This window comes from Thalassotalea euphylliae (genome assembly GCF_042682785.1).
Classification (GTDB): domain Bacteria; phylum Pseudomonadota; class Gammaproteobacteria; order Enterobacterales; family Alteromonadaceae; genus Thalassotalea_F; species Thalassotalea_F euphylliae.
Genome location: NZ_JBHUIB010000003.1, coordinates 617,308 through 640,613, shown reverse-complemented (window position 1 = coordinate 640,613; position 23,306 = coordinate 617,308). Strand labels below are relative to the sequence as shown.

The following is a 23,306-nucleotide window of genomic DNA, read 5'->3' as shown; positions in this document are numbered from 1 at the left end:
GAGGTAACAATGGTAAGTGTTAAAGAAAAGATAGCCTATGGCTTAGGTGATACCGCCAGTAACATCATCTTTCAAACGGTTATGATGTTTTTAATGCTTTACTACACTGATGTAGTGGGCTTGTCTCCTGCAGTGGTTGGTACCATGTTCCTCGTTGTTCGTGTAATTGATGCAGTTACAGACCCATTGATGGGTGCTGTAGCCGATAGAACACATACTAAGTGGGGACACTTTCGGCCTTACCTATTATGGCTCGCACTACCTTTTGCCATTATCAGTATTTTAGCGTTCACCACCCCAGATTTGGAGGGTACCAGTAAGATAGCGTATGCTTTCGCCACCTATACCATGCTAATGGTGGCTTATACTGCGATAAACATTCCTTACTGTGCACTAGGTGGCGTACTCACTGCAGATGCCAAAGAGCGTGTTACGGTTCAGTCATATCGTTTTGTATTTGGCATGCTGGGCGGTGTTATTGTTGCCGGCTGTACCATGCCGCTTGTTGAGTATTTTGGTCAAGGTGACACAGCCAAAGGTTACCAATACACCATGACCGCAATGAGTATTCTTGGTTTAGTGCTGTTTCTTTTATGTTTTATTGGCACTAAAGAGCGCATTGAGCAACCGAAGTCTCAGGAAGTGTCGTTTTGGGAAAGTGGTAAATCTCTTTGGAAAAATGACCAATGGCGAATTTTATGTTTAGCCGCCCTATTTCTGCTTACAGGACAAGTGCTGCGCTTTACCCTGGCCGTTTATTACGTGAAATACTACCTGGTAAGAGAAGACCTTATTACCCCATTTATGACCCTTGGGGTCGTCGCTAGCATGATAGGATGCGCTATCGCACAGCCGTTAGCTAAACGAGTTTGTAAAATCAAAGCGTATATAGCTTTGCAAACAATCTCTGCCGTTATATGTGTTTTGAGCTTTTTCATAGCTGCCGACCAAATTGTACTCGCGTTTGTAGCATTTATTTTCTGGAAGTTTTTCCTCGATATGGCCACGCCACTGCTATGGGCGAAAATGGCTGATACCATTGATTATGGTCACGAAAAAACAGGTGTGCGTGTAACTGGCCTTGTATACTCTGGGGTTATATTCTTTATTAAAATGGGTGTGGCATTAGGTGGCGCGATTGCGGGCTGGTTATTAGCCTTTTACGATTATCAAGCTGATACCGCGCAAACAGAAGCGACACAGCAAGGTATCTTACTGTCGTTTACAATACTGCCCGCATTGGGCTCGTTTGCAGTCGCCGCTATTATGACAAAATACCAGTTAACCAGTGACAAGATAGATCAAATCCAATCGCGATTAAGATTCTCGGCTAGTTAATGCGTTAACACTCCGGTATTATTAGAAAATATACAAAATTATTCGGTAGTTTTTTCTTCTATGGCAACAATTTACGAAGTTTCTAAACTTGCTGGTGTTTCACTTGCTACGGTTTCTCGCGTGATGAATAACAACGCGAAGGTCAGTGACAAAACGAAGCAAAAAGTACTTGATGCCATGAATGAACTTGGCTACCGCCCTAACGCTACCGCACGCTCCCTCGCCTCTAATCGAAGTGACTCAGTCGGGATATTAGTGTCAGAATTACACGGTCCATTCTTTGGACAGATGATGGCGGGCATTGAAAGCGAGCTCAGAACTGCCGGTAAGCACGTCATCATTACAACCGGGCACTCTGAAGAAGAAAAAGAAAAAGACGGAATAGAGTTTTTAATTGGGCGCAACTGTGATGCGATTATTGCTCATGTTGAAGCCGTCTCTGATGAGTACATTGTAGAGCTCAACAAAGGAAAAACGCCTATCTATCTAATGAGTCGGTTTGTTGAAGAGCTTGCTGACAAATGCATAAGCTTGGACAATGAGCTAGGCGGTTACTTAGCAACAAGCGCTATTATTGAGCAAGGGCATAAAGATATTGCTTATATCGCAGGCCCTCAATTCAAAGCTGACGCCAGCAATCGTTTGTTAGGTCACAAACGAGCTCTAGCTGAAAACGGCATAGTATTTAATGAAGACTTATTCTTTATTGGCGACTTTAAAGAAACAGGCGGCAGTAGCGGTTTAAAGCACTTTATCAAGCAAAAACATACGTTTAGTGCATTGGTGTGCGCTAATGATGAAATGGCGTCTGGTGCTATGAAGTATGCTCGCGAACATGGTTACACGTTACCAGATGATTTGTCGGTCATCGGCTTTGATAACGTTATATTTGCGAATTATCTATACCCTACACTAACCACTATCGACAACCCTGTTAATCAAATGGGTGTTATGGCAGCTAAGTTAGTCTTAAAAGAGGTTTATCAGCGCAAAAAGCTCGAAATCAAACGAGTATTCGAACCTAGTGTCATTACACGAGATTCGATTGCCCTTGCCACCAATTAATGCAAAAGCACAAAAACACACCATAAAATTGCATTTGCAATAACGTAGTTCTACAATAAGAGATGTTCGAAGGAGCTATCTTATGACTGCAATTGCTAAACCAAATTCGGCTAATGTGTTAATGAAAGCATTCAATAACGCATGCATGGCTTTAAAATTAACAACCAAAGAAAAAGAGTCGTTGTTAGGGGTTAATGCATCAACACTCTCTCGCAAACAACATTCAGGCTTCGCACCTGATTCCAAAACAGGCGAACTTCAATTGCACTTCATTAGGCTTTATCGTTCTTTATTTGCTATTGCAGGTGGCGACGAAGCGTTTATGCAACATTGGTTTCGTACGCACAACACAGCATTAAATGGTATTCCCGCGGAGTTATGCCCTACCATTGAAGGGTTATTCCGTACCAATCAGTATCTAGATGCAATGCGAGGGAAAATTTAAGCAATGCTGTTCAACAAGGATTTGTTGCCACTAAAAAGCCAGTACAAAAAGAATGTATATAGGATAGTCGAAACACAAGAGTATGCTGCGACTAGTAAGCTGGTTGATGATTTTGAAGAGCAGCACCTACTCGAGCAACTTCTCGATGGTGTCAAGCCCCCTTACCGTCCTGATACTATTGGAAGGCATTATCTCATTGCTACCCCTTTTCGTTATCCTCCTCTAAAATACGGTTCTCGCTTTGGTGACACCACAATGCCAAGCTACTTTTACGGTTGCGAGGAAGTCGACACCACACTTGCAGAGTGCGCTTTTTACCGCTTCGTGTTTTTGTCTGATATGGCAACACCGTATAGTAAACCGATACGCTCTGAACATATGACCTTCTCAGTGTATGTCGAAAGCAATGATTGTTTCGACTTAACCGCAATCATAGACCCACAGTTAAGCTGTGTAATTAAATCGCCTAGTGATTACCGCACAACTCAAGCAATAGGCAAATATGCCACGCTAGAGTTAGGCGTAGATACACTGCGTTACACGTCAGCGCGCAGCACCTCAAACGGTATAAACGTCGCAATAAGCCAGCCGTCGGTGATCAAATCCCAACAACCTGAGAACCAACAGCTATGGCAGTGTCGCTCTTATTCAGAGACCATCAGTTTTTCAGGTGTTGGCACTGAGCCTATTAACTTTTATAAAGAATCTTTTCTTGTTAACGGGCAGTTACCCAAGCTTGCTTAAATACGAGCAAGCGTAAGCTTATCCTTTTTGACATCAAATGCTTTTATCGCTTTTTTAAAGAGCTTGTTTCCTGACGCTTTAGCAAATAGGGTCATGCACGAAATAAATTTAAGTTTGTCTGGATTACCAAAAATAGCATCGAGCGATTTTCCTTGGTGCTTACACACCATTTTAGTCGCTTCGATAAGCCTTGGTCCGAGTATTTCATGCTCTTGATAAGCTTTTGCCATCGCGAGATCATCAATTCCATATTGCCTAGCCAGCAACGAGCTGCCGAGACCAGACAGCTGAGGAAATACGAACCACATCCAATGACTTGTTTTGTGGCCCTGTGATAGTTCTTCCTGAACGTTCGCCCAAACCATACTTTGAGCATCGACAAAATGTTGAAACGGATCCATGGGAGCCTCCTTGAATGAAACACGGAAAAACACTAAACCCTGAGTGTTACATTCAAGTATAGTAAGGCTTGGGCAGTACTATTTATTTTTCGGCATAAAAATAGCCCTTTCGGGCTTTTTATTGCGTTAATTAAACTTACACGGTCCGAGTAGCCGTTGCAGGGGCGATAAGCGTCGCTTTTTTCGCTGGACCATAGACGGCAAGTTGACCAATAGTGCAAAGCAACAACATACCAATAGGGATATAAAACCAATCCATAGGTGTGATTGATAGTGCATTTACCAATACCATGTTCAGTCCGATTGTTAGTGCGGCACCAACAACAACGCCAACACAACTTATCATGAGATTTTCGACCATAAAGTAGCGGAGAATATCAAATTTAGTCGCGCCGAGCGCTCTTCTAATACCTATCTGCTTTTTACGACGGTTTACACTAAAGCTGGCTAAACCAACAATGCCAAGGCTTGTAACTATCGTTAACGTTATAATGACAGTTGATAAAATTTTAATCATCGCTGTATGCCCACGGTAACTGCGTTCGCGGACATAGTCGATGCTGCGCATATTATCGATAACACGGTTTTTATTTTGCGCCAGTAACTCTTCTACTGTTTTCATCAACTCATCGCGTCTACCAGGCTCCGTACGAATCATGTAGCGAACTGCTGAGCGTTCCAAATGTTCAGGCGACAGCATGGCATTCTCAACGTTATCCCAACCAACCCATGGCGCTTGTAACTTATCAATAATACCGCTAATAATCATAGGCTCTGTATCGTTGATATAAACAGTTTTCCCAACCGTTTGGCTGTAATCATCATCAGGGAATAGACGATTGGCCATTGCTTTAGTGATAATGATTTTATCAGGCCAGTCACTCGCACCATTGCCACGCCAGCGAATATCAGAAGGTGTAAAGTTTTCACCTGCAAGCAACTCTAAATCCATCGCTTGTAGACCATGCTCGTCAACCATATAAACCGCTAACCCTATGCCGTCATGTTCAGCACCGGGCTGCGTTTGTAAGCCCATAGACCAGCCACCACCACTGATTGGAATCGCGTTTATTTGAACAGCGTTAACGACACCTGGAAGCGCTCTAATTGCGTCCAAATCCTCTTGTATAGTTGCTTTCGCGCTAAAGTTTGCACCAAAGCCGCTGCTGCTTAAAAAGAATGTATTGGCTTCATCGATACCACTTTCGCGCTTAGTTTCTTGACTACGCTCGTAAATGATAAACACAGAATTCACAATAATGGCCATAGTAAAGGCAATTTGTACCGCGATTAGTAATGCGCCAATTTTGTTACGTGACAATGCACGTAAAATAGGTCCTAGTTCTAACATAATGTTTGTCCTTCTTATTGGCTTTTGAGCTGACTAGCTGGAGAAATATTGCATGCGCGCCACGTTGGATAAAGGCCAGCAACGATACTAGAAATTAGTGCTATAGCGATGCCAGTTAATGCCATAACAAAGTCAAGTTCAACTAAGTTAGTGACAAAGTCTCCGTATAAGCTTTCTATGCCTTTTAAACCGCCTAGCGCTAGTACTAAACCAAATAATCCACCAAGCAAGCCTATGATTCCAGCTTCTATCATGTGTTGAATAAAGATATCTTTTTTCTCAGCGCCAATTGCTCTACGAAGACCAATTTCTGAAGATTTGCCCATAAATTTCGCCAGTAATAGACCGACGGTATTTAACAAGCACACCATCAAAAACATAAACGACATCCACATCATCATTTTGGCATCGTCCTGCACGACGTCTTGGTTCTCCATCCATTCCATCACATCAGATAATTGATTGTTCATTGGTCGTGGAAATCTACCCAATGCTTTTTGGTCGCTTACATAGTTGTTCAAGAATGATAAATATTCTTTTTCTTGCTCAGCGTTATCCAACTGCACCCACATTTGGTAGTTGATACACTCTGATTGCAAGAACGCCTTAAAGCCCTCACCTTCGGGACTTTTCCAGCAGTTAGTGTTGCCCCAATTTGGTAATTCCATTGATTCTTTTAACAAAAACGGAATAAACAACTCTTCTGTTTCGTCAAAAGCGCCGTTGTTGACATCATAAAACTTCGGTACTGGTTCCCAGGTGTTTAATACACCGACGATACGAAAATTGCTGCCCGCTATTTCCAGTGTTTTACCTACAGAATTTTCGCCACCAAAGACTTTGTCGTTAATTCGTTTTGTCAGTACAACGACTTGTTCACGGCCCATATCCTCCGCGGCAGTCCAGCCTTGACCATATAGAAATGGCGTATCAAACATTGCAAAGAAGTCACTGGTCGTTAGACGAAACTCCGCTTCAAATGGATTGACATCTTTATCTGCTGGCACCAATACGCCACCTGATTTCGCCATAATCACTTGCTTTTCCGCTTTTTGAGCATTGAAAAGGTTATTGGCATCGGTCCAGGTTAACTGGTTGGGAGGCTCGTTAGATTCATCGCGAAACGCATTGTGAGGGTCCCAGCTATCAACTTGTACATAAAAAAGTTGTTCACTTTTATCTGGGATAGGATTCGCTGACATCAAATAATTCACCGTAATCGTGGTCATACTTGCACCTATTCCCAGCGCAATAGCAACCACCATTAAAAAGCTTAACAGCGGGTTTCGCTGAATACTTTTTAAGGCTAACTTTACATAATAACCAAACATACTGCCTCCTATGCTGACGCGGCTGTCATGGGGACAACAGTATCGAGTTCACTGACTTTGCCGTCTTTAACGAAGATATTTCGCGTTGCTTGCTGCGCCAATTGAGGATCGTGAGTTACCATGATAATCGTAGTACCTGCTTTATTTATGTTTTTAAGCAGTTCCATTACGCTTTGTGCCATTTCCGAATCCAAATTCCCCGTTGGTTCATCCGCGAGAAGAAAACGGGGTTTGCCAGCCAATGCCCGAGCAATTGCCACACGTTGTTGCTGACCACCCGATAGCTGTGCAGGCAAGTGTTTCATTCGACTTGCTAAGCCAACAATTTCCAGACTTTCTTCAATGCGCTTTTTGCGTTCTTTGGCATCAAAACCACGATAACGAAGCGGCACATCGACGTTATCAAAAAGACTTAAATCAGGTATTAAGTTATAACTTTGAAAGATAAAGCCTATTTTTTCATTACGTAAGCGGCTGCGCTGATTATCGTTAAGGTGGCTAACGTCTTCACCGTCTAACGAATAGGTACCGCCATTAAAGGTTTCTAGCATACCCGCGATGTTTAAAAACGTTGTTTTGCCAGAGCCTGATGGGCCTGTTACGGCTACAAACTCACCTTCATCCACTTGTAAATTAAAATCACGCAGCGCATGGGTTTCAACGAGGTCTGTTCGAAATACTTTTTTTACATTCTTCATGGTTAACATAGTGTTCCCCTTTCCCTATTGTTTATATGGATTACTGCGTAATCAGTACTTTTTCCGCTTTATTAAATTGATCTGTGCTGGACACAATAATGGTGTCGCCGATTTCAAGACCATCGACTATTTCGACATTTGACAGGCTTCTAGCCCCTGTACGAATGGTGACTTTTTCTGCCATATCGTTAGTTAATTTGTATGCAAATCTACCGCTTGAACTTTCCAAGAACTGTCCACGCTTAACCATTAGTACGTCAGTTTTGTTTTCCATCAGAATGCGGGTAGTTAGTCGTTGATTTTGGCGTAAACCCAGCGGTTGGTTTGTTGAAGAGTCGGCGAAACGTACGCGCCCAGTCACTTGATTGTTCTCAATTTCGGGTGAGATAGTCACTAGGTTAGCTGCGTACGTTTCACCATTAACGTTAATTTGTGCTGGCATGCCTATCGCAAGATCGTCGGCGTAGCTTTCTGGGATATCGACTTCAAGCTCAAACTCAGACAAATCAACAACACTTAAAATCGGTTGATTGCGACTCACTTGGTTCTTTTGCTTCACAGCCAAATTACCAACGATACCTTGCACAGGCGACTTCATCGTCAGTTCATCAACCTTGCGTTGAAGCTCTTTGACCAGTAATGCTTGTCTGTCTACTTGCAGCTCAGCAGTCTTAATTTCAAACGCTAAACTTTCCGAGTTCAATGATGCATCTTCTTCTGCATGCTTGAATACTAGCTCTGCGTTTTGTAAATCGTCTTGTGCCTTTTCAAAATCTATTTGGCTGATCGAATTGTACTCATAGGCTTTATCAGCGCGGCGCTTTTCACGCTCTGCGGCCACTAAAGTCACCTTAGCCAAATCCACCGCTTTTTGGTTTTCCAATGCTTGCTTTCGGGCTTGAATTTTTTGGCGTTCGATATCCAATGTCTGCTGTTGAAGGGTCGCTTGTTCTTGCTTTAGTTGGTTGGTTAGCTCTGGGCTTTCAATAATGGCTAACACTTGGCCTTTTTTGACTTCATCACCAGCATCTACCTCAAACGTAATGGTACCTTGGCCTGTCGCATAAAGCCTCGGACTAACTGCGGCGACAACACGCCCCTGTACTGAAAGATCTCTAACTAAATCTCCACGAGTAACAGTCGCTAACCTGACTCTATCTCTCGAAATAGTGGCTTCACCAGATGACCAAGTAGCAATTGATGGCATGGCAAAGGCAACCAATGCAATCAAGCCTACCGCGACTGTGGCTGAGACTATCCATGTTTTTTTATTTGACGGTTTTTCAAGAACAACGTCTTGACCGCTTGTATCTGCGATTTTCACTATACTTTCCCGAATAATTATTTGAACAATCATTGGGTATGTCGCAGTTGAAGTTGAAATGGTTTAAAAAAAGTTCAGCAATTTTAAAAACCGGATGTAACAATTTGTGTAATGTTTCACTTAAGTGTTCGGTTTAGGCTGTCTAAGCTGGCATATTTCCCTTGCTTTTACGTATAATGTCGGGCTTTTACGACACTACATTAACCTGCTTAATGGAACAGCGGTTATTTCTTGAATAAATTGTGTTGTAAATCAATTTGGTAAGTTGGCATTCACGCTTAAATGTATGTTTAGCGAAACACAAAGCCAGTAAAAACTTTGACAAAAAGAAGCGGAATCTATCTGCTCGCAGCAATAAGGCGTTTACATATGACTTCAAGTGTTGTTCCGTCAACACCTAAAAATGGGTTGTTTAACCGATTTTTATCAACGGTAGAATTTTTGGGTAACCTCCTCCCACACCCCATCACGTTATTCGCAATGTTTTGTTTATTTATCATTGTCTTTAGCGGGATAGCAGACTTTTTTGGTTTGAGTGCGATCGATCCTCGCCCAGTAGGCTCTGCTGGTAGAGATCCTGACGGCGTCATTGAAGTAGTAAGCCTAATGAGCGCAGAAGGTTTACAAAAAATATTTTCCGGTTTGGTTACTAATTTTACCGGCTTTGCCCCACTTGGTACTGTGCTTGTAGCGTTACTTGGGGTGAGTGTTGCAGAACACTCGGGCATGTTATCTGCTGCACTTCGTGGCATGGTGATGGGCGCGTCTGAGCGTCTAGTGACCTTCATGGTAGTATTCGCCGCCATTTTATCGAACACTGCTTCTGAGCTAGGGTATGTTGTACTTATTCCGCTTGCTGCGATGATTTTCCATAGTTTAGGAAGACATCCTCTAGCTGGCCTTGCTGCCGCATTTGCCGGCGTATCAGGCGGTTATAGCGCAAATTTATTTTTAGGCACAATTGACCCGCTACTTTCAGGGATTACAAGTGCTGCAGCACAGCTTATCGACCCCAATTATCAAGTTGGCCCTGAAGCGAACTGGTTTTTCATGATTGTATCAACCTTCTTAATCGCTGGTTTAGGTACTGTCATTACAGAAAGAGTAGTAGAACCTCGCTTAGGTAAATACAACGAAAGCGAAGCTAGCGAGCCTATTGTTTCAAATATCGAGCATCTCTCTGCACTAGAGAAAAAAGGCCTTAAATGGGCAGGCGTAAGCTTCTTAATGGTAGCTGCCTTACTTTCTCTTACGATTATTCCTGAAGACGGTATTTTGCGTCACCCAGAAACAGGCGCAGTTGCGGGTTCGCCTTTCTTAAAAGGTATCGTTGTCATTATCTTTATCGTGTTTGCCATTCCAGGTTTTGTATACGGAAAGGTGGTTGGCACTATGAAAAATGACGTTGATGTGATCAATGCTATGAGTAAAAGTATGAGCTCATTAAGCTTATATATTGTGCTTGTATTTTTCGCCTCTCAATTCGTCGCTTTCTTTAAGTGGACCAACTTAGGCACTATTTTGGCTATCAACGGCGCTGAGCTATTACAGGCCTTGAGCCTAACAGGCCCTGAAGTATTCGTACTCTTTATCTTTATGTGTGCGTTAATTAATTTGAGCTTAGGTTCATCCTCTGCTCAGTGGGCAGCTACAGCACCAATCTTTGTCCCCATGCTGATGTTAATTGGTTATGCACCAGAGACTATCCAAGCCGCTTATCGTATTGGTGACTCTGTTACAAACCTGATAACCCCCATGATGAGCTATTTTGGTTTGATATTGGCTGTGGCCACCAAATATAAGAAAGATATGGGTATTGGCACCCTAGTAGCAACAATGCTGCCATACAGTATGGCGTTCTTCGTTGGTTGGGTAGCCTTGTTCTATATTTGGGTATTTGCATTAGGTATGCCAGTAGGCCCTAATTCTCCGGTATATTACACGCCATAATGATCTATTCTGTTGTGGTTATCGAATTTTTCATTCGATAACCACGCAGACATAACCAATACCGCTTTTGACAAAACATAGTGAGCAACAGCGAACTAAATTTTTCCGCAATAACGTCAACTCACCCAAACTGTGATAAAGTTTGCACCAACAAAATAAGAAGACGTCTTGTACACGCGTTATGACAGCACAGCCTACAATTCTTTGGCACGATTATGAAACTTGGGGTGTTAGCCCTAAATACGATAAACCCTCACAATTCGCCGCTATCCGAACCGATTTAGAATTGAACATTGTTGGCGAACCCATCATGTTTTATTGTCAGCCACCCGCTGACTATTTGCCACATCCCGAAGCTGCATTAGTGACAGGAATTACACCTCAAAAAGCGTTAAAAGAAGGTTTACCTGAAGCAGAGTTTGCAAGGCGTATTCATCAAGAGTTTTCCCAACCAAATACGTGTGTCGCCGGTTACAACAACATTCGCTTTGATGATGAAGTTACACGCTACATGTTTTACCGTAACTTTTTCGACCCTTATGCGCGTGAATGGCAAAACGGCAATAGTCGCTGGGATATAATCGACATGGTCAGGGCCTGCTATGCGTTACGTCCAGACGGTATCAAATGGCCAAAAGTAACAAACGAAGAAACTGGCGAAGAAAGGGTCAGCTTTCGTCTGGAACTGTTAACAGCAGAAAATGGTATTAGCCACGAGGCTGCTCATGACGCCATGAGCGACGTTTATGCAACGATAGCAATGGCTAAGCTGATTAAAGACCAGCAACCTAAACTCTATCATTTTCTATTTGGATTAAGGAATAAAAAGGCTGTCGCTGAGCTAATAGATGTCTACAACATGACACCGATAGTTCATACCTCCAGTAAAATATCTGCAGAACATGGATGTACGAGTTGGTTTGCGCCAATTGCTTACCACCCAACGAATAAAAATGCGGTGATAGCCATTGACCTTGCGAAAGACCCTTCCCCATTATTTGAGCTAAGCGCTGGAGAAATCGAAGAGCGATTATACACACGCTACGATGAATTGGCGGAAGGTGAGTTACCGATTCCAGTTAAACTGATCCATATTAATAAGTGCCCTGTTGTTGCACCTGCGAAAACTCTACTACCTGAAAACGCCGAACGCTTGGCGATACCACGTGAAACCTGCCTAGAGCATTTAAGCAAGCTTAAAGCCCATCGCGATATTATTGATAAGTTAAACGAGGTATTTACCCAGGAATTTGATGATACTCATACTCAAGAGCCAGAACATGCGCTATATGGAGGCGCTTTTTTCTCTGAAGCAGATAAAGCACAAATGGCAATTTTGCAAAACTTGGCACCAGAGCAAATAGCAAATCATGAGTTTGCTTTCCAAGATGAGCGACTTGCGCCAATGCTATATCGCTATCGCGCCAGAAACTACCCGTATACGCTTACCCCTGACGAAGCACAACAATGGCAAGCATATTGTCGTGACAAAATTCAAACGGGTGGGAAAGGTCTGTTGAGCGCAGATGAATTCATGATCAAGCTTGAAAATCTTGTTCACGAATATGAAGACAATGCTCATAAAATTAGTATTCTAAAAGCACTGTACGAGTATCTTCAGAGCTAGCTACTCGTAAAACAGAGCGTTGTTACTCGCGGCAACAACGCCTTGACTCGGGAACGTGCTGTTTTTCAAATTGAACACTCTACGGTTGTCCAATTTAAGTGATTTAAGTTGCTCACCAAAATGTGCTTGGAACAAACTGATATACCCACCATCTTTTAGTAACAGTCGAAATCCTTTTTCGATCACCCGTGCTAACTCTTCATTATCTTTATTAACAAAGAAATAATAAGCCGCGGGATATTTCAAAATGATACTCGACTCTATCGATAAACCACTGTTCCTGCTTTCTTTGGCTTCTCTTACAATTTCGAGTACCGAACGAGGAAAATAGTCAGCTATGCCATCATTTACGGCTAGCGAATGATTTTCGAAAGACAAATTACCTTCCACGTTTAAACCGTTTTCTTTCAGTACTTGATAATCTGGCCAGTCGAAACGTTGCACTGCCACTAGTGATTTAAGCATCTCGAGCGACTCAATCGTGTTAAAGCGGCTTTGTTCACCTTGCTTGATTAATAAAACGCGCCAACCAATCAGCCCTTGATACAGCGGGATTTCAATAGCTCTAAGGTTCTGTTGTCGTTCTTTAGAAGTCGCAGACCAATTGAGGTTGATCGTATCGCTTTCACTGAGCTCTTTTAATGCCCGTCCTTGTGTAAATGTTCTGTCATTATAAACAAGGTCTAGATTTAAACCTTGTCGTTCGAAAATTAGGTGTAGAAGTTCTTCTACAAATGGGTTTCGCACGTTATGCCCATCCAAGGGACCAGGCGTAACGATACGATATGTTTGATTAGCTTGTGCAAATGTCCCTAATGCGAAATTAAATCCTATTAACATAGCAAGAATTAATCGTCGCACTTATACCTCACACAGTTGTCGACATTTAAATGAGTATAACGCAATAGCTACTTAGCGTCTTTAAAACGGGCAATTAAGCTAGACGTATCCCAACGGCTACCGCCTAATTGTTGCACTTCTTCATAAAAACCGTCCACCATTTTAGTCATAGGCAACGGTACATTGTTTTTCTCTGCTTCAGCAAACGCTATCGACAAGTCTTTGCGCATCCAGTCTACCGCAAAACCAAACTCGTATTCGCCATCAAACATCGTTTTGTAGCGATTTTCCATTTGCCATGAACCTGCTGCACCTTTGGAAATAGTCTCAACAAGCAAATCGGGGTCTAAACCAACCTTTTGCGCAAAATTGAAGCCTTCAGCTAAGCCTTGCACGACACCAGCTATACATATTTGATTCACCATTTTAGCCAATTGGCCGCTGCCAGCAGGTCCCATTAGCTGAGTAAAACGTGAAAATGCATCCATGATAGGCTTTGCTTGCTGGTAGTTTACGTCATCGCCTCCAAGCATAACAGTTAACACACCATTTTCCGCACCTGCTTGGCCGCCTGAAACGGGGGCATCTAAAAAGCCAATGCCGTTCTCTTTGCAAGCACTATCTAATTCACGGGCTAGTTCTGCAGATGCCGTAGTATGGTCGACAAGTATAGCGCCCTCTTTCATTGCCGCTAAAACACCTTGTTCTCCATAGACAACACTTCGCACATCGTCGTCATTACCTACACATAAAAACACGATATCGCAGTCTTTTGCCGCATCATATGGCGTAATGCCATAACCACCTTTATGCGCTTTCGTCCATGCTTCAGCCTTTTCTGTTGTGCGGTTATAAACCGTTACATCATGCCCAGTTGTTGATAAATGACCTGCCATTGGATACCCCATGACACCTAAACCAATAAATGCGACTTTTTTCATAGCAAAAATATTTGAGTGAATAGACCGCTATACTACTTTATTTGCTATACCTACTCTAGTAATTGATCTTTCTAAGATAAAATTATATATTGTGCACAATATTATTTTTCACAATATTTATAGGATCAGATATGGCAGCCTCTATTTATGACTTTACGGCACAAGACTTTAAGGGTGACGAAGTTTCCTTAGCAGATTACAAAGACAAAGTTGTACTCATTGTGAATACTGCAAGTGCATGCGGGTTTACACCGCAATACAAAGGCCTTCAAGAACTTTATGACAAATACAAAGATCAAGGTTTAGAAATATTGGCCTTTCCTTGTAATCAATTTAAAGAGCAAGAAAAAGGCTCCAACGAAGAAATAAAGTCATTCTGCGATTTACAGTTCAACATTAAATTTCCAGTGTTTGGTAAAATCGATGTAAACGGTGATAATGCTCACCCTTTGTATAAGTATTTGAAAAAACAAGCACCAGGCATATTAGGTAGTGAAAGCATCAAGTGGAACTTTACTAAGTTTTTAATTGGCCGAGACGGTCAAAGCGTTGAGCGTTTTGCCACAATTACAAAACCTGCTGCGATAGAGGGTGCAATTAAAGCACTGCTGTGAGTCAACAATGAGTGAAAATTTAAAACTTGAGAAGCAACTATGCTTTCGTGTGTATAACTTAAATAAAACCATTACTAAGTTATACGCGCCTTTATTGAAAGATATCGGCCTTACCTATCCACAATACCTTGTGATGCTGGTGTTATGGGAGGCAAATGACGGTGTACCAATAAAGTTCTTGAGTGAAAAATTGGATCTAGATACAGGAACATTGTCACCTTTGCTCAAAAGAATGGAAGCGGCGCAGCTCATCAAAAGACAGCGTAGTGAAGATGACGAACGCTCTGTAACTATTGCGCTCTCTGCGCATGGCAGACACATCAAACAAAAAGCACGACATATACCGGGCAAGCTATATTCGTTAACCGGTATGAAAGTAGATGAACTAGCAAGCTTGCAGCATACGCTCGACAAGCTGATGTCAAACGCCAAGTCTCATTTAAATTAGAGCACTTGGCGTTTTTAAATATCAGGGTGTTATTACGACTAACGTCAGTTAAGCGGCAAACAACGTGTCGTGCAGCTGTTCAACGACCGTGTTTGCGTCCTGTTCAGGGACCAAGAAGCATAGATTGTTGCTACTCGCGCCATGACAAATCATACGAATGTTAAAATCGTTAATTTTATCGAATACGCTACTCCCCAGCCCTTTTGTTCTGTGAAGGTTGTTGCCAATAACAGCAACTAACGACAAGCCATGCTCAACAGTAACTTCACAAAGCTGCTCTAGTTCAGCAACAACGTTACTATTGATAACCGATTGGGTACTGCCAGTTGGATTATCAAAAGTTAGCGCAACTGAGATCTCACTGGTTGTAATCAGGTCAACACTCAATTCATGCTTAGCTAAAATAGCAAACACTTTTGCCAAGAAGCCGCTTGCATGAAGCATTGCTGGGCTTTTAACTGTCACTAGTGTTTGTTCTCGACGCAATGCAATTGATCGATATGTTGGATTTGAAGCAACAGATTGTTGAATGAATGTGCCACCTTTTTCCGGCTCTTTGCTGGACCCCACAAATACCGGAATATTTTGGCGCATTGCAGGAATAAGGGTTGCAGGGTGGAGAATTTTAGCACCAAATGTTGCCATTTCAGCCGCTTCACCAAAGCTAATTTCAGGGATAGCTCGAGCTTGGTCTGTAATTCGAGGATCGGTCGTAAAAATTCCCACCACATCCGTCCAAATGCTTAAATTGTCAGCATCAACTGCCTCGGCTAAAAGTGCTGCGCTATAGTCTGAGCCACCACGGCCCAGTGTTGTGGTATGGCCTAACCCGTCTTGTCCAATAAAGCCCTGAGTAACAATGACTGAATCAGCCAGTAACGATTTTAACTGCTCTAACGCATGAGTTTTCAACCCTTCTGTATCCACAACTGCTTGACCATATAAACTATTCGTTTTCATCACTTGGCGAACATCAAAGCAGCGTGCTGAAACGCCTATTTCATTGAGTACTTGGGTAAAAAGTAAAGAACTGAGCTGTTCACCAAAAGACAATATCTCGTCTGCATGCTTTGCATTGAACTGTGAGGCTTGTACGTCCGCAAGTGTTGCTAACTGGTCTAGCGTTTGAGCCACTGTCCGTTTCAACTCATCACTATCTTGCAGTTTATCGACAATGGCACTTTGAATATCATGAATACTTTTTAAAATTTGACTACGTTCGGCTGCAGGTACGTCAGCCTGCCCTAATCGAACCAAGTGGTTAGTCACTCCAGCACTTGCTGATACCACGACTACACGGTTGTTCAAGTCATTTTTGATAATGTTGGCACAACGCGACATAGCTTCGTGATTTGCGACACTGGTGCCACCGAACTTTGCGACTGTGATATTAGCCATTGTCATTTTCTCCATCGATAGAGGAAAGCAAACAGCTTAATTGTAGCGAGCAATTCATTGGGTTTTCTCCCTTTCTTAGCAAATTAAGTACTAATTACAACAGGAAGAGCAAGGCTGAGGGATGCGCTTGTATTGGTATAGCTAACATTTTCAGCCAGAAGCTCTCCACCATGCTATTCGTTATTGGGAATAACGAATAGCGGTGACAATCCTAGGGATTCAACCCTAGCGACCGAATGTGTTTTGCCACTCAAAACAGCATCCTCGGCGATAGTCCCCCTCAGTAGCTTTCATCGGAATGTGGTTCCTCGCGCTACTTACCTGGCTATCGCACCTCTTCTGGTGCTGGAGTTTTAAAGTAAATACTCCAAAGCGACATCATTAAACCCCATTTAGCGGTTTAATTCAATAGACTTTTAGATGTCTATTTAATTTTGTTGTCAAAACAATGTAGTCCCGCTTCATTCATTGGTATAGTTTGCGGGCCTTAAACAACTAGCTATCTGATACATGGACTTTTTTCTCATAAAAAAAATTATTTCTGTGACTTTGATGCCGTTGACGGTATCGCTGTTTCTAATGTTGATTGCGCTTTTTACTCTGAAAAGAAAACCTGGACTGGCAAGAACAAGCCTACTGTCCGCTTTCATTTTGATGACACTATCCTCAATTAGTCCGGTTGCTGACAACTTGATGCACCCCATTGAAAATAGTTATGAGACATTTTCACGCTCGAGCACACCCGTAAATTACATCATTGTATTGGGCTGTGGACACACAACAAATTATGAAATGCCTGCATTGACGCAATTGAAAGATTGTTCATTAAGACGGCTAATCGAAGGTGTACGTATTTCCAAGTTACATCCAGAAGCCAAAATAATAACGTCAGGCTTTGCCTTTCATGATGAAGTAACCAATGCGGTAAAAGTAAAACAAGCTGCCATTGAACTAGGGGTGCCGAGAAGTAAAATTATCACTGAGCCTTTTCCAAAAGACACCAGAGAAGAAGCTCAGCTAATCGCGCCAAGAGTTATTGGTCAAAATGTCGTATTGGTGACTGATGCGAGTCACATGCCTCGTGCGATGAAATATTTTGAACTAGAGGGTGTTAAAGCTATTCCAGCGCCCACTGGATTTAGAATTAAGAATATTAATGAACCACTGCACTGGTCTCACTTTGTGCCAGTGACAGGTAATCTAGAAAAAACCAGCAATGCTTGGTACGAGTCAATGGGAAGACTGTGGCAATGGCTCGCCTATTAGCCATTAAGATAGTAAATAGAACTTAACAGTAAAGCGGCGAGCTATTATTGATTAAACTGGATTGTCGATATCAATAAAGGTGACATCTAATCCAAACTCAGTCACCAGATGTTCGCCAACCGCTTTCGCACCATAACGCTCTGTAGCGTGATGACCCGCTGCGAAGAAATGTATATCCATCTCCCTGGCGACATGTGTGGTCTGCTCAGATGCCTCGCCAGTTATATACGCATCAATACCTTGGCTGGCGGCTAAATCAATATAACCTTGTCCGCCGCCTGTGCACCAAGCAACCGTTTTGATAGTTTTGTTTGACGGCGCAGCTATGTGCAAGCATTCACGGTCAAGCTTATTTGAAATAAGCGCTTTAAAACTTTCACCATCAATACCAAATGGCAACTCGCCCTGCACACCAACACTGGTTGGGTTGCCCAGCTCCAATGGGCCCGTTGGCTTTATGCCCAATAGTTTTGCTAGCTGTGCGTTGTTGCCTAACTCTGGATGGATATCCAACGGTAAGTGATAAGCAAACAAATTGATGTTATTCGCGATTAACTTTTGAATACGACGATATTTCATACCAGTAATTGGTTGGTGTTCGTTTTTCCAAAAATAACCATGGTGTACAAAAATGGTGTCCGCACCAATTTCAATCGCCTTGTCAATAAGCGCTTCCGTCGCAGTTACACCACTCACAATTTTGCTAATTTCTTCACTACCCTGAACCTGAAGTCCGTTTGGACAAAAATCTTTGATAAGATGCGGCTGAAGTAAGTCATTTAAAATTTGTTCTAGTTCTTTTCTTTTCATAACACTTTCCAAATTTATTCTAACAATAGTGTCTCATATTTCGTATTTCAGCCCCAACTTCCGATTTATTTGTGTAATAAAACAGCACTTGAAAAATTTTCGTTTATACGAACGAAGTCGTACGAAAATCAATATAGCTCTGGGCTAGCGTCAAATTACGGTTATTTTTTGGACAGATTTATTTACAAATACCAATAGTTATATACATAAAACCTATTCCTATAAGGGAACATATTTGTTACAAAATTAGCGTCATGCATTGCCTTGTAAAACAGCGTGTTAGCTCTTGTTAATACGATGTTAACACCAGGATTTTATAACGGATTTGACAACAATAATTATAAGCAAAAGGAACATGGAAAATGACTAAATTTTTCTCAAAGAAAACCTCTCTTGCGCTCAGTATTTCAGCCGCTCTATTTGCATCACAATCATTTACAGCCGTTGCAGCAGAGACTGAAGAAGAAGTAGAACGCATTCAAATCACAGGTTCTCATATCACGAGAACCAGTATGGAAGGCCCATCACCTGTCACCAGTTTATCTTCTGAAGATATTCAAAAAACAGGTGTTACCGATTTAATTAGCTTATTCACTAAGCTTCCTATTTCAGGTCAAGGTACATTCTCAACACAAGCAAACAGCTCAGATGACACGGCCAACGGTGGTTCTTCTGTATCACTTCGTGGCTTAGGTGCTGACTCAACACTTATCCTTGTTAATGGGCGTCGTGTATCAGTAAGTCCATTTGCCAAAGGTATTGACACTGCTTTCGTTGATATCAACAACATTCCTCTTTCTGCGATTAAACGTGTAGATATCCTAAAAGATGGTGCTTCTGCAACTTATGGTTCTGATGCGGTTGCTGGTGTAATCAACGTTATTTTGCGTGATGATGTCGAGGGTGTTGAGTTATCAGGTAAATTTGGTGGAACAGCCGACGGAGGCGGTGAAGAAACGAGTATCAGTATGGTGTTTGGTAACCAAACTGAAAAATCGAGCCATACTTTTATCTTAGAGTATTTTGATCGGGAAGAAGTGTTATATGCAGACAGAGATTATTCAAAAACTGCCAACCAATTTGCTCGAACAGGTGACCCATTAGCAACAGACTACCGGTCTTCATCAGGTATATCAGGTTCGATTATGCTCGCTGATGGAACCGGAAGAATTGCTGACACATTTGGTAATGACGTTTGTCCCGCGGATCAGATTACACCAATTAGAGATACAGACGGTAACCAAATTGGGAGTAATTGTCGCTATGACTATGCACCTCATATGACAATGATACCGGATGCTGAACGTTTCAGTTGGAACTACATGGGCAAATATGAGATTAACGACACGGTTCGCGTTTTTGGCGAACTCAACGGCCAAAATTCTAAATCTGTTATTCGCGGTGCAGGTAGCCCAAGTTTCAATGAGCTTTTTATGTCTGGTGATAATCCAAATCATCCCTTTGCAGATATGCCCGATCACGAATTCCACGGTCAAGACTTAACCATGCGTCGTCGTACTGTCGATATTGGTAACCGTGAAAAGCGTGTTGACTCAGACTACTATCGTGCAATTCTTGGTTTACAAGGGGAGTTTGGGGATTGGAACTGGGAAGTAGCCTACAGTTACATCAAAAGTGAATCAACCGAACGCGGTGTAGATGGTTTTCCAAACTCTCGTCGTACACAAGAAGCAATTGATGGAGTATTGCAAGATGATGGTTCAACGCTGTACTGGAACCCATTTGAACCATCACAAAATTCACAAGAATCTTTGGATTATATAGAAACAACAACTACTCGAGTTGGAAAGTCCACTAACCGTTCAATTGACGCCAAAATCTCTGGCCCAATCATGGAAATGAAGTACGGTGATCTGATGTTGGCTGTTGGTGCAGAGTATCGGGAAGAGAAAATTTCTGATAACCCAGATGACCAATTTATTCGCGGTGATATATTTGGAACAGAAGCAACGCAAGCTAGAGGCTCGCGGGACAATACAGCTGTCTTCGGCGAACTTGCATTGCCTCTTTTGGAAACATTAGAAATCCAACTCGCTGTTCGACATGAAGATTACAGCGATTTTGGTACGACAACCGATCCAAAAGTATCATTTTTGTGGGCGCCGAATGAAGATCTAAGCATCCGAGGCTCATATGGCACCGCATTCAGAGCACCATCATTGCATCAACTAGGGTTAGGTCGAACAGATGAGTCTCCAAATCTAATAGATACTGCACGTTGTGCTCTTACAGCAAACGCAGACAACTCATGTGATGGTCAAGAATATACGTTGGTATATGAAGGCAACCCTGATTTGGACGCTGAAGAGTCAACAAGTTATAACTTAGGGGTAATATACAATGTTACAGAAAATCTCAACTTCTCAGTGGACTATTACACTTACGAAATAGAAGATGTAATAACTGCTGATGGTCAGTTTTTAATGGATACTCAAGGTTTAAACCCTGAAATTGTCGAGCGTAGGCCAACCACGATTCCCAATGACCCTGGTGAAGTTATTCAAATCAACGACACTTTCAGAAACATCGGCAACATCGATACATCAGGTTTTGACTTAGATGTCAGATATAATCTGGAAACAGAGTATGGTCAATTTAGATTCGGTTATGTAATGAACTACGTAGTTGAGTTTGAAGATACGCGACCTGACGGTACAGGAGGTTCAAGGCTACATCTCAAAGAAGGCGATTTTGAACAACCTGAGATAAGATGGACTACATCAGTTGATTGGATCAAAGATGACTTCAGCACGACGATGGCCATCAACTTTGTAGACGAATTTAATCAGAAAGACCCTGCAAAAGGAAAAGTTGACTCTATGACAACAGTTGACGCATCAATCAATTACTTCGGTATCGAGAATACCGTATTAACGCTTGGTGCAACTAACCTGTTCGACGAAGAGCCACCATTTGCCTACCATGACTTTATGGGCTTTGTTGTAAATGTTCACAGTGGCCAAGGCCGCTTTGCATACGCACAAGCAACATATAAATTCTAAACGCGGTTTAGTCAGACTAAAAAGCCTGGTATTTACCAGGCTTTTTTATTTCCGGAACTGCTTATTACTGTTCATTGATGGCACTCGCGCAGGCTGCAAACTGGGCCGCAACCGCCACTTAGGCTTAATTGGCGTTAATGGGTGGACACGCTTTTTCGCCACTATCACATAAACGCTCCCAATAGAGGATAGATAATTCGACGCAAATCGTTGCCAAATTTGCATTACTTTGCCATTACTGCTGGATTTATTCTGACTACTCGCAAGTGTTGAATACAACATTCGTTTGTCTTCGAGTATTTCAAATCCCATTAATTCTAACCAATCCTTAATACGCATTGGCGTGAAAAACTGCTCTTTCCAGGGGATTTGATTGCGTCGGTATGGTACTAGTTTGTTCAGACCTGCAAAACTTATCGGGTTATAGCCTGTCAATACGATATAACCATTAGGTATCAATACACGGCTCGCCTCTCGCAACACATGGTGAGGGTCAACACTAAACTCCATCGCATGTCCTAACAGGCACACATCAACACTGTGCTCAAGCATTGGCAAATCATCGATATCTGCAATTACCGCACTCTTTTCGCGACAATGAGAAATTGTCACCTGATGCTTTATTGGTGACTGGTGACAGTCAATAGCACCGCTTAAAGCCCCTATCTTAAGTAGATGATAACCAAAAAACTTATGTGTCCACGGTTCGATCGCTTGGTTAACTGCCGTTAGTATCGTTTCTCCCATAGGCAATTCACTCCAACTTTGCGGAGAGCTGGGTTCACGATATGCTAATGCTGACTTCATAAAGGTTTCCTATCTCAGTCGCCGAGTTATAATGTGAAAAACGATAAAATATGAATGCTATGACTATTACTATAACGCCAATTCCTGCATTTAATGACAACTATATTTGGGCAATCACCAATAATAGCAACAAGTTAGTCTTAGTTGACCCTGGTCAAGCTGCCCCTTGCTTTGCTTTTATTGAAGCAAAGGGGTTAACGTTAACCGATATTCTAATTACCCATCATCACAGAGATCATGTGGGGGCGATTGATGAGCTAACCTCTGCGTTTGACGGCGTTAATGTTTACGGTCCAAGTTACGAAGATATTCCACATCGTTCGGTTTCATTGCAGGGAGGTGAAAGCATTCATATACCCGCCATTGACACTGAATTTAAAGTAACACATGTCCCAGGCCATACTTCCGGACACATCGTTTACTATACACTAGGCGCATTGTTTTGCGGTGATACACTTTTTTCTGCCGGATGTGGGCGTTTGTTCGAGGGTACGCCCGAACAAATGTACAACTCATTATCAACCTTAGCGGAGCTCCCGAGTGATACAAAAATCTATTGTGCTCACGAATATACGCTCGCTAATCTTGATTTCGCACTAGCTGTTGAGGGAAACAATGTTGAACTGCAACGTTATATCGTACGAGCGAAACGGCTAAGACAAGATAACGTTCCTACATTGCCAAGCTCTATCGGACTGGAAAAGGCGATAAATCCCTTTTTACGTTCAGCCAGCAAAGAGGTAAAGTCAAATGCAGAGCAATATGTTAATCAATCATTAAATTCAGACGTCGAAGTCTTTACCGCTGTTAGGAAATGGAAAGACAACTTTTAAGATCCTTGATTTACCCCTGTAAACGAGTAGAATTTTGCTACTTTTTGCCAAA

The 23,306-nt window shown here is 42.2% G+C and carries 21 protein-coding genes and 1 riboswitch; of the genes, 11 read left to right on the top strand and 10 right to left on the bottom strand.

The genetic code is table 11. The features are described 5' to 3' along the window. Positions 1-9: 9 nt before the first annotated feature. The 4 genes from ACFSJY_RS10170 to ACFSJY_RS10155 all read left to right on the top strand — a co-directional run bounded on the left by ACFSJY_RS10170 (position 10) and on the right by ACFSJY_RS10155 (position 3,592). Positions 10-1,338: a glycoside-pentoside-hexuronide (GPH):cation symporter gene (locus ACFSJY_RS10170; protein ID WP_386033875.1), complete on the top strand. Its 1,329-nt coding sequence runs from the start codon at positions 10-12 to the stop codon at positions 1,336-1,338. Positions 1,339-1,398: 60 nt separating this feature from the next. Continuing rightward, complete coding sequence (locus ACFSJY_RS10165; RefSeq protein ID WP_386033873.1) at positions 1,399-2,403, top strand: LacI family DNA-binding transcriptional regulator; 1,005 nt, start codon at positions 1,399-1,401, stop codon at positions 2,401-2,403. A gap of 82 nt (positions 2,404-2,485) precedes the next feature. Then, complete coding sequence (locus tag ACFSJY_RS10160; protein ID WP_386033871.1) at positions 2,486-2,848, top strand: antitoxin Xre/MbcA/ParS toxin-binding domain-containing protein; 363 nt, start codon at positions 2,486-2,488, stop codon at positions 2,846-2,848. 3 nt (positions 2,849-2,851) lie between these two features. Next, positions 2,852-3,592, top strand: a complete 741-nt coding sequence (locus tag ACFSJY_RS10155; protein ID WP_386033869.1) for an RES domain-containing protein — start codon at positions 2,852-2,854, stop codon at positions 3,590-3,592. Here the strand turns inward: ACFSJY_RS10155 and ACFSJY_RS10150 are convergent. From ACFSJY_RS10150 to ACFSJY_RS10130, 5 genes are all read right to left on the bottom strand, one after another. Further along, a complete protein-coding gene (locus ACFSJY_RS10150; RefSeq protein WP_386033867.1) occupies positions 3,589-3,993 on the bottom strand; it encodes a DUF1810 domain-containing protein in 405 nt (134 codons plus the stop codon). The two genes, ACFSJY_RS10155 and ACFSJY_RS10150, sit on opposite strands and share 4 nt — an antisense overlap. Before the next feature lie 136 nt (positions 3,994-4,129). After that, entirely contained in the window at positions 4,130-5,344 is a 1,215-nt protein-coding gene (locus ACFSJY_RS10145) for an ABC transporter permease (protein WP_386033865.1), read from the bottom strand. A gap of 14 nt (positions 5,345-5,358) precedes the next feature. Further along, positions 5,359-6,675: an ABC transporter permease gene (locus ACFSJY_RS10140; protein ID WP_386033863.1), complete on the bottom strand. Its 1,317-nt coding sequence runs from the start codon at positions 6,673-6,675 to the stop codon at positions 5,359-5,361. 8 nt (positions 6,676-6,683) lie between these two features. Next, positions 6,684-7,382, bottom strand: a complete 699-nt coding sequence (locus ACFSJY_RS10135) for an ABC transporter ATP-binding protein (protein ID WP_386033861.1) — start codon at positions 7,380-7,382, stop codon at positions 6,684-6,686. Between the two features lie 31 nt (positions 7,383-7,413). Beyond that, positions 7,414-8,697: an efflux RND transporter periplasmic adaptor subunit gene (locus ACFSJY_RS10130; RefSeq protein ID WP_386033859.1), complete on the bottom strand. Its 1,284-nt coding sequence runs from the start codon at positions 8,695-8,697 to the stop codon at positions 7,414-7,416. 369 nt (positions 8,698-9,066) lie between these two features. Here ACFSJY_RS10130 and ACFSJY_RS10125 point away from each other — a divergent pair, with 369 nt between their 5' ends. Together ACFSJY_RS10125 and sbcB are read left to right on the top strand one after the other, a co-directional pair. Then, positions 9,067-10,647, top strand: a complete 1,581-nt coding sequence (locus ACFSJY_RS10125; protein ID WP_386033857.1) for an AbgT family transporter — start codon at positions 9,067-9,069, stop codon at positions 10,645-10,647. A 181-nt stretch (positions 10,648-10,828) separates the two neighbouring features. Further along, positions 10,829-12,274 (top strand): exodeoxyribonuclease I, encoded by a 1,446-nt coding sequence (sbcB, locus tag ACFSJY_RS10120; RefSeq protein WP_386033855.1) that lies wholly within the window; start codon positions 10,829-10,831, stop codon positions 12,272-12,274. Here sbcB and ACFSJY_RS10115 read toward each other — a convergent pair whose 3' ends face one another. Both ACFSJY_RS10115 and ACFSJY_RS10110 read right to left on the bottom strand, forming a co-directional pair. After that, complete coding sequence (locus ACFSJY_RS10115; protein WP_386033853.1) at positions 12,275-13,135, bottom strand: substrate-binding periplasmic protein; 861 nt, start codon at positions 13,133-13,135, stop codon at positions 12,275-12,277. 47 nt (positions 13,136-13,182) lie between these two features. After that, positions 13,183-14,055 carry an NAD(P)-dependent oxidoreductase gene (locus tag ACFSJY_RS10110; protein ID WP_386033851.1) on the bottom strand — a complete coding sequence of 291 codons (873 nt, stop codon included), beginning with the start codon at positions 14,053-14,055 and terminating at the stop codon, positions 13,183-13,185. A 131-nt stretch (positions 14,056-14,186) separates the two neighbouring features. Here ACFSJY_RS10110 and ACFSJY_RS10105 point away from each other — a divergent pair, with 131 nt between their 5' ends. Beyond that, positions 14,187-14,669, top strand: coding sequence for a glutathione peroxidase (locus ACFSJY_RS10105; protein WP_386033849.1), 483 nt, complete (start codon positions 14,187-14,189; stop codon positions 14,667-14,669). 7 nt (positions 14,670-14,676) lie between these two features. Then, a complete protein-coding gene (locus ACFSJY_RS10100) occupies positions 14,677-15,117 on the top strand; it encodes a MarR family winged helix-turn-helix transcriptional regulator (RefSeq protein ID WP_386033847.1) in 441 nt (146 codons plus the stop codon). 48 nt (positions 15,118-15,165) lie between these two features. Here the strand turns inward: ACFSJY_RS10100 and lysC are convergent, their stop codons facing one another. Next, the gene (lysC, locus tag ACFSJY_RS10095; protein ID WP_386033845.1) at positions 15,166-16,515 is read right to left on the bottom strand and encodes a lysine-sensitive aspartokinase 3; all 1,350 of its coding nucleotides are present in this window, start codon (positions 16,513-16,515) and stop codon (positions 15,166-15,168) included. 150 nt (positions 16,516-16,665) lie between these two features. After that, positions 16,666-16,862: riboswitch (Lysine riboswitch) on the bottom strand. A 307-nt stretch (positions 16,863-17,169) separates the two neighbouring features. Between lysC and ACFSJY_RS10090 the strand changes: the two genes are divergently transcribed. Further along, the gene (locus tag ACFSJY_RS10090; RefSeq protein ID WP_386033843.1) at positions 17,170-17,781 is read left to right on the top strand and encodes an ElyC/SanA/YdcF family protein; all 612 of its coding nucleotides are present in this window, start codon (positions 17,170-17,172) and stop codon (positions 17,779-17,781) included. 51 nt (positions 17,782-17,832) lie between these two features. Here ACFSJY_RS10090 and ACFSJY_RS10085 read toward each other — a convergent pair whose 3' ends face one another. Next, positions 17,833-18,591 (bottom strand): Nif3-like dinuclear metal center hexameric protein, encoded by a 759-nt coding sequence (locus ACFSJY_RS10085; protein WP_386033841.1) that lies wholly within the window; start codon positions 18,589-18,591, stop codon positions 17,833-17,835. Positions 18,592-18,953: 362 nt separating this feature from the next. On the opposite strand from ACFSJY_RS10085, the gene ACFSJY_RS10080 reads away from it, so the two are divergent. Further along, positions 18,954-21,614, top strand: coding sequence for a TonB-dependent receptor plug domain-containing protein (locus ACFSJY_RS10080; protein ID WP_386033839.1), 2,661 nt, complete (start codon positions 18,954-18,956; stop codon positions 21,612-21,614). Positions 21,615-21,659: 45 nt separating this feature from the next. Here the strand turns inward: ACFSJY_RS10080 and ACFSJY_RS10075 are convergent, their stop codons facing one another. Further along, positions 21,660-22,421 (bottom strand): methyltransferase domain-containing protein, encoded by a 762-nt coding sequence (locus ACFSJY_RS10075; RefSeq protein ID WP_386033837.1) that lies wholly within the window; start codon positions 22,419-22,421, stop codon positions 21,660-21,662. A gap of 59 nt (positions 22,422-22,480) precedes the next feature. Here ACFSJY_RS10075 and gloB point away from each other — a divergent pair, with 59 nt between their 5' ends. Further along, positions 22,481-23,254: a hydroxyacylglutathione hydrolase gene (gloB, locus tag ACFSJY_RS10070; protein ID WP_386035007.1), complete on the top strand. Its 774-nt coding sequence runs from the start codon at positions 22,481-22,483 to the stop codon at positions 23,252-23,254. Positions 23,255-23,306 lie beyond the last annotated feature (52 nt).

Bases quoted from the DNA above. Each gene is read 5' to 3' on its own strand.
- ACFSJY_RS10170 (WP_386033875.1), top strand. From the start codon at position 10: ATGGTAAGTGTTAAAGAAAAGATAGCCTATGGCTTAGGTGATACCGCC.
- ACFSJY_RS10165 (WP_386033873.1), top strand. From the start codon at position 1,399: ATGGCAACAATTTACGAAGTTTCTAAACTTGCTGGTGTTTCACTTGCT.
- ACFSJY_RS10160 (WP_386033871.1), top strand. From the start codon at position 2,486: ATGACTGCAATTGCTAAACCAAATTCGGCTAATGTGTTAATGAAAGCA.
- ACFSJY_RS10155 (WP_386033869.1), top strand. From the start codon at position 2,852: ATGCTGTTCAACAAGGATTTGTTGCCACTAAAAAGCCAGTACAAAAAG.
- ACFSJY_RS10150 (WP_386033867.1), bottom strand. From the start codon at position 3,993: ATGGATCCGTTTCAACATTTTGTCGATGCTCAAAGTATGGTTTGGGCG.
- ACFSJY_RS10145 (WP_386033865.1), bottom strand. From the start codon at position 5,344: ATGTTAGAACTAGGACCTATTTTACGTGCATTGTCACGTAACAAAATT.
- ACFSJY_RS10140 (WP_386033863.1), bottom strand. From the start codon at position 6,675: ATGTTTGGTTATTATGTAAAGTTAGCCTTAAAAAGTATTCAGCGAAAC.
- ACFSJY_RS10135 (WP_386033861.1), bottom strand. From the start codon at position 7,382: ATGTTAACCATGAAGAATGTAAAAAAAGTATTTCGAACAGACCTCGTT.
- ACFSJY_RS10125 (WP_386033857.1), top strand. From the start codon at position 9,067: ATGACTTCAAGTGTTGTTCCGTCAACACCTAAAAATGGGTTGTTTAAC.
- sbcB (WP_386033855.1), top strand. From the start codon at position 10,829: ATGACAGCACAGCCTACAATTCTTTGGCACGATTATGAAACTTGGGGT.
- ACFSJY_RS10110 (WP_386033851.1), bottom strand. From the start codon at position 14,055: ATGAAAAAAGTCGCATTTATTGGTTTAGGTGTCATGGGGTATCCAATG.
- ACFSJY_RS10105 (WP_386033849.1), top strand. From the start codon at position 14,187: ATGGCAGCCTCTATTTATGACTTTACGGCACAAGACTTTAAGGGTGAC.
- ACFSJY_RS10100 (WP_386033847.1), top strand. From the start codon at position 14,677: ATGAGTGAAAATTTAAAACTTGAGAAGCAACTATGCTTTCGTGTGTAT.
- lysC (WP_386033845.1), bottom strand. From the start codon at position 16,515: ATGGCTAATATCACAGTCGCAAAGTTCGGTGGCACCAGTGTCGCAAAT.
- ACFSJY_RS10090 (WP_386033843.1), top strand. From the start codon at position 17,170: ATGACACTATCCTCAATTAGTCCGGTTGCTGACAACTTGATGCACCCC.
- ACFSJY_RS10085 (WP_386033841.1), bottom strand. From the start codon at position 18,591: ATGAAAAGAAAAGAACTAGAACAAATTTTAAATGACTTACTTCAGCCG.
- ACFSJY_RS10080 (WP_386033839.1), top strand. From the start codon at position 18,954: ATGACTAAATTTTTCTCAAAGAAAACCTCTCTTGCGCTCAGTATTTCA.
- ACFSJY_RS10075 (WP_386033837.1), bottom strand. From the start codon at position 22,421: ATGAAGTCAGCATTAGCATATCGTGAACCCAGCTCTCCGCAAAGTTGG.
- gloB (WP_386035007.1), top strand. From the start codon at position 22,481: ATGACTATTACTATAACGCCAATTCCTGCATTTAATGACAACTATATT.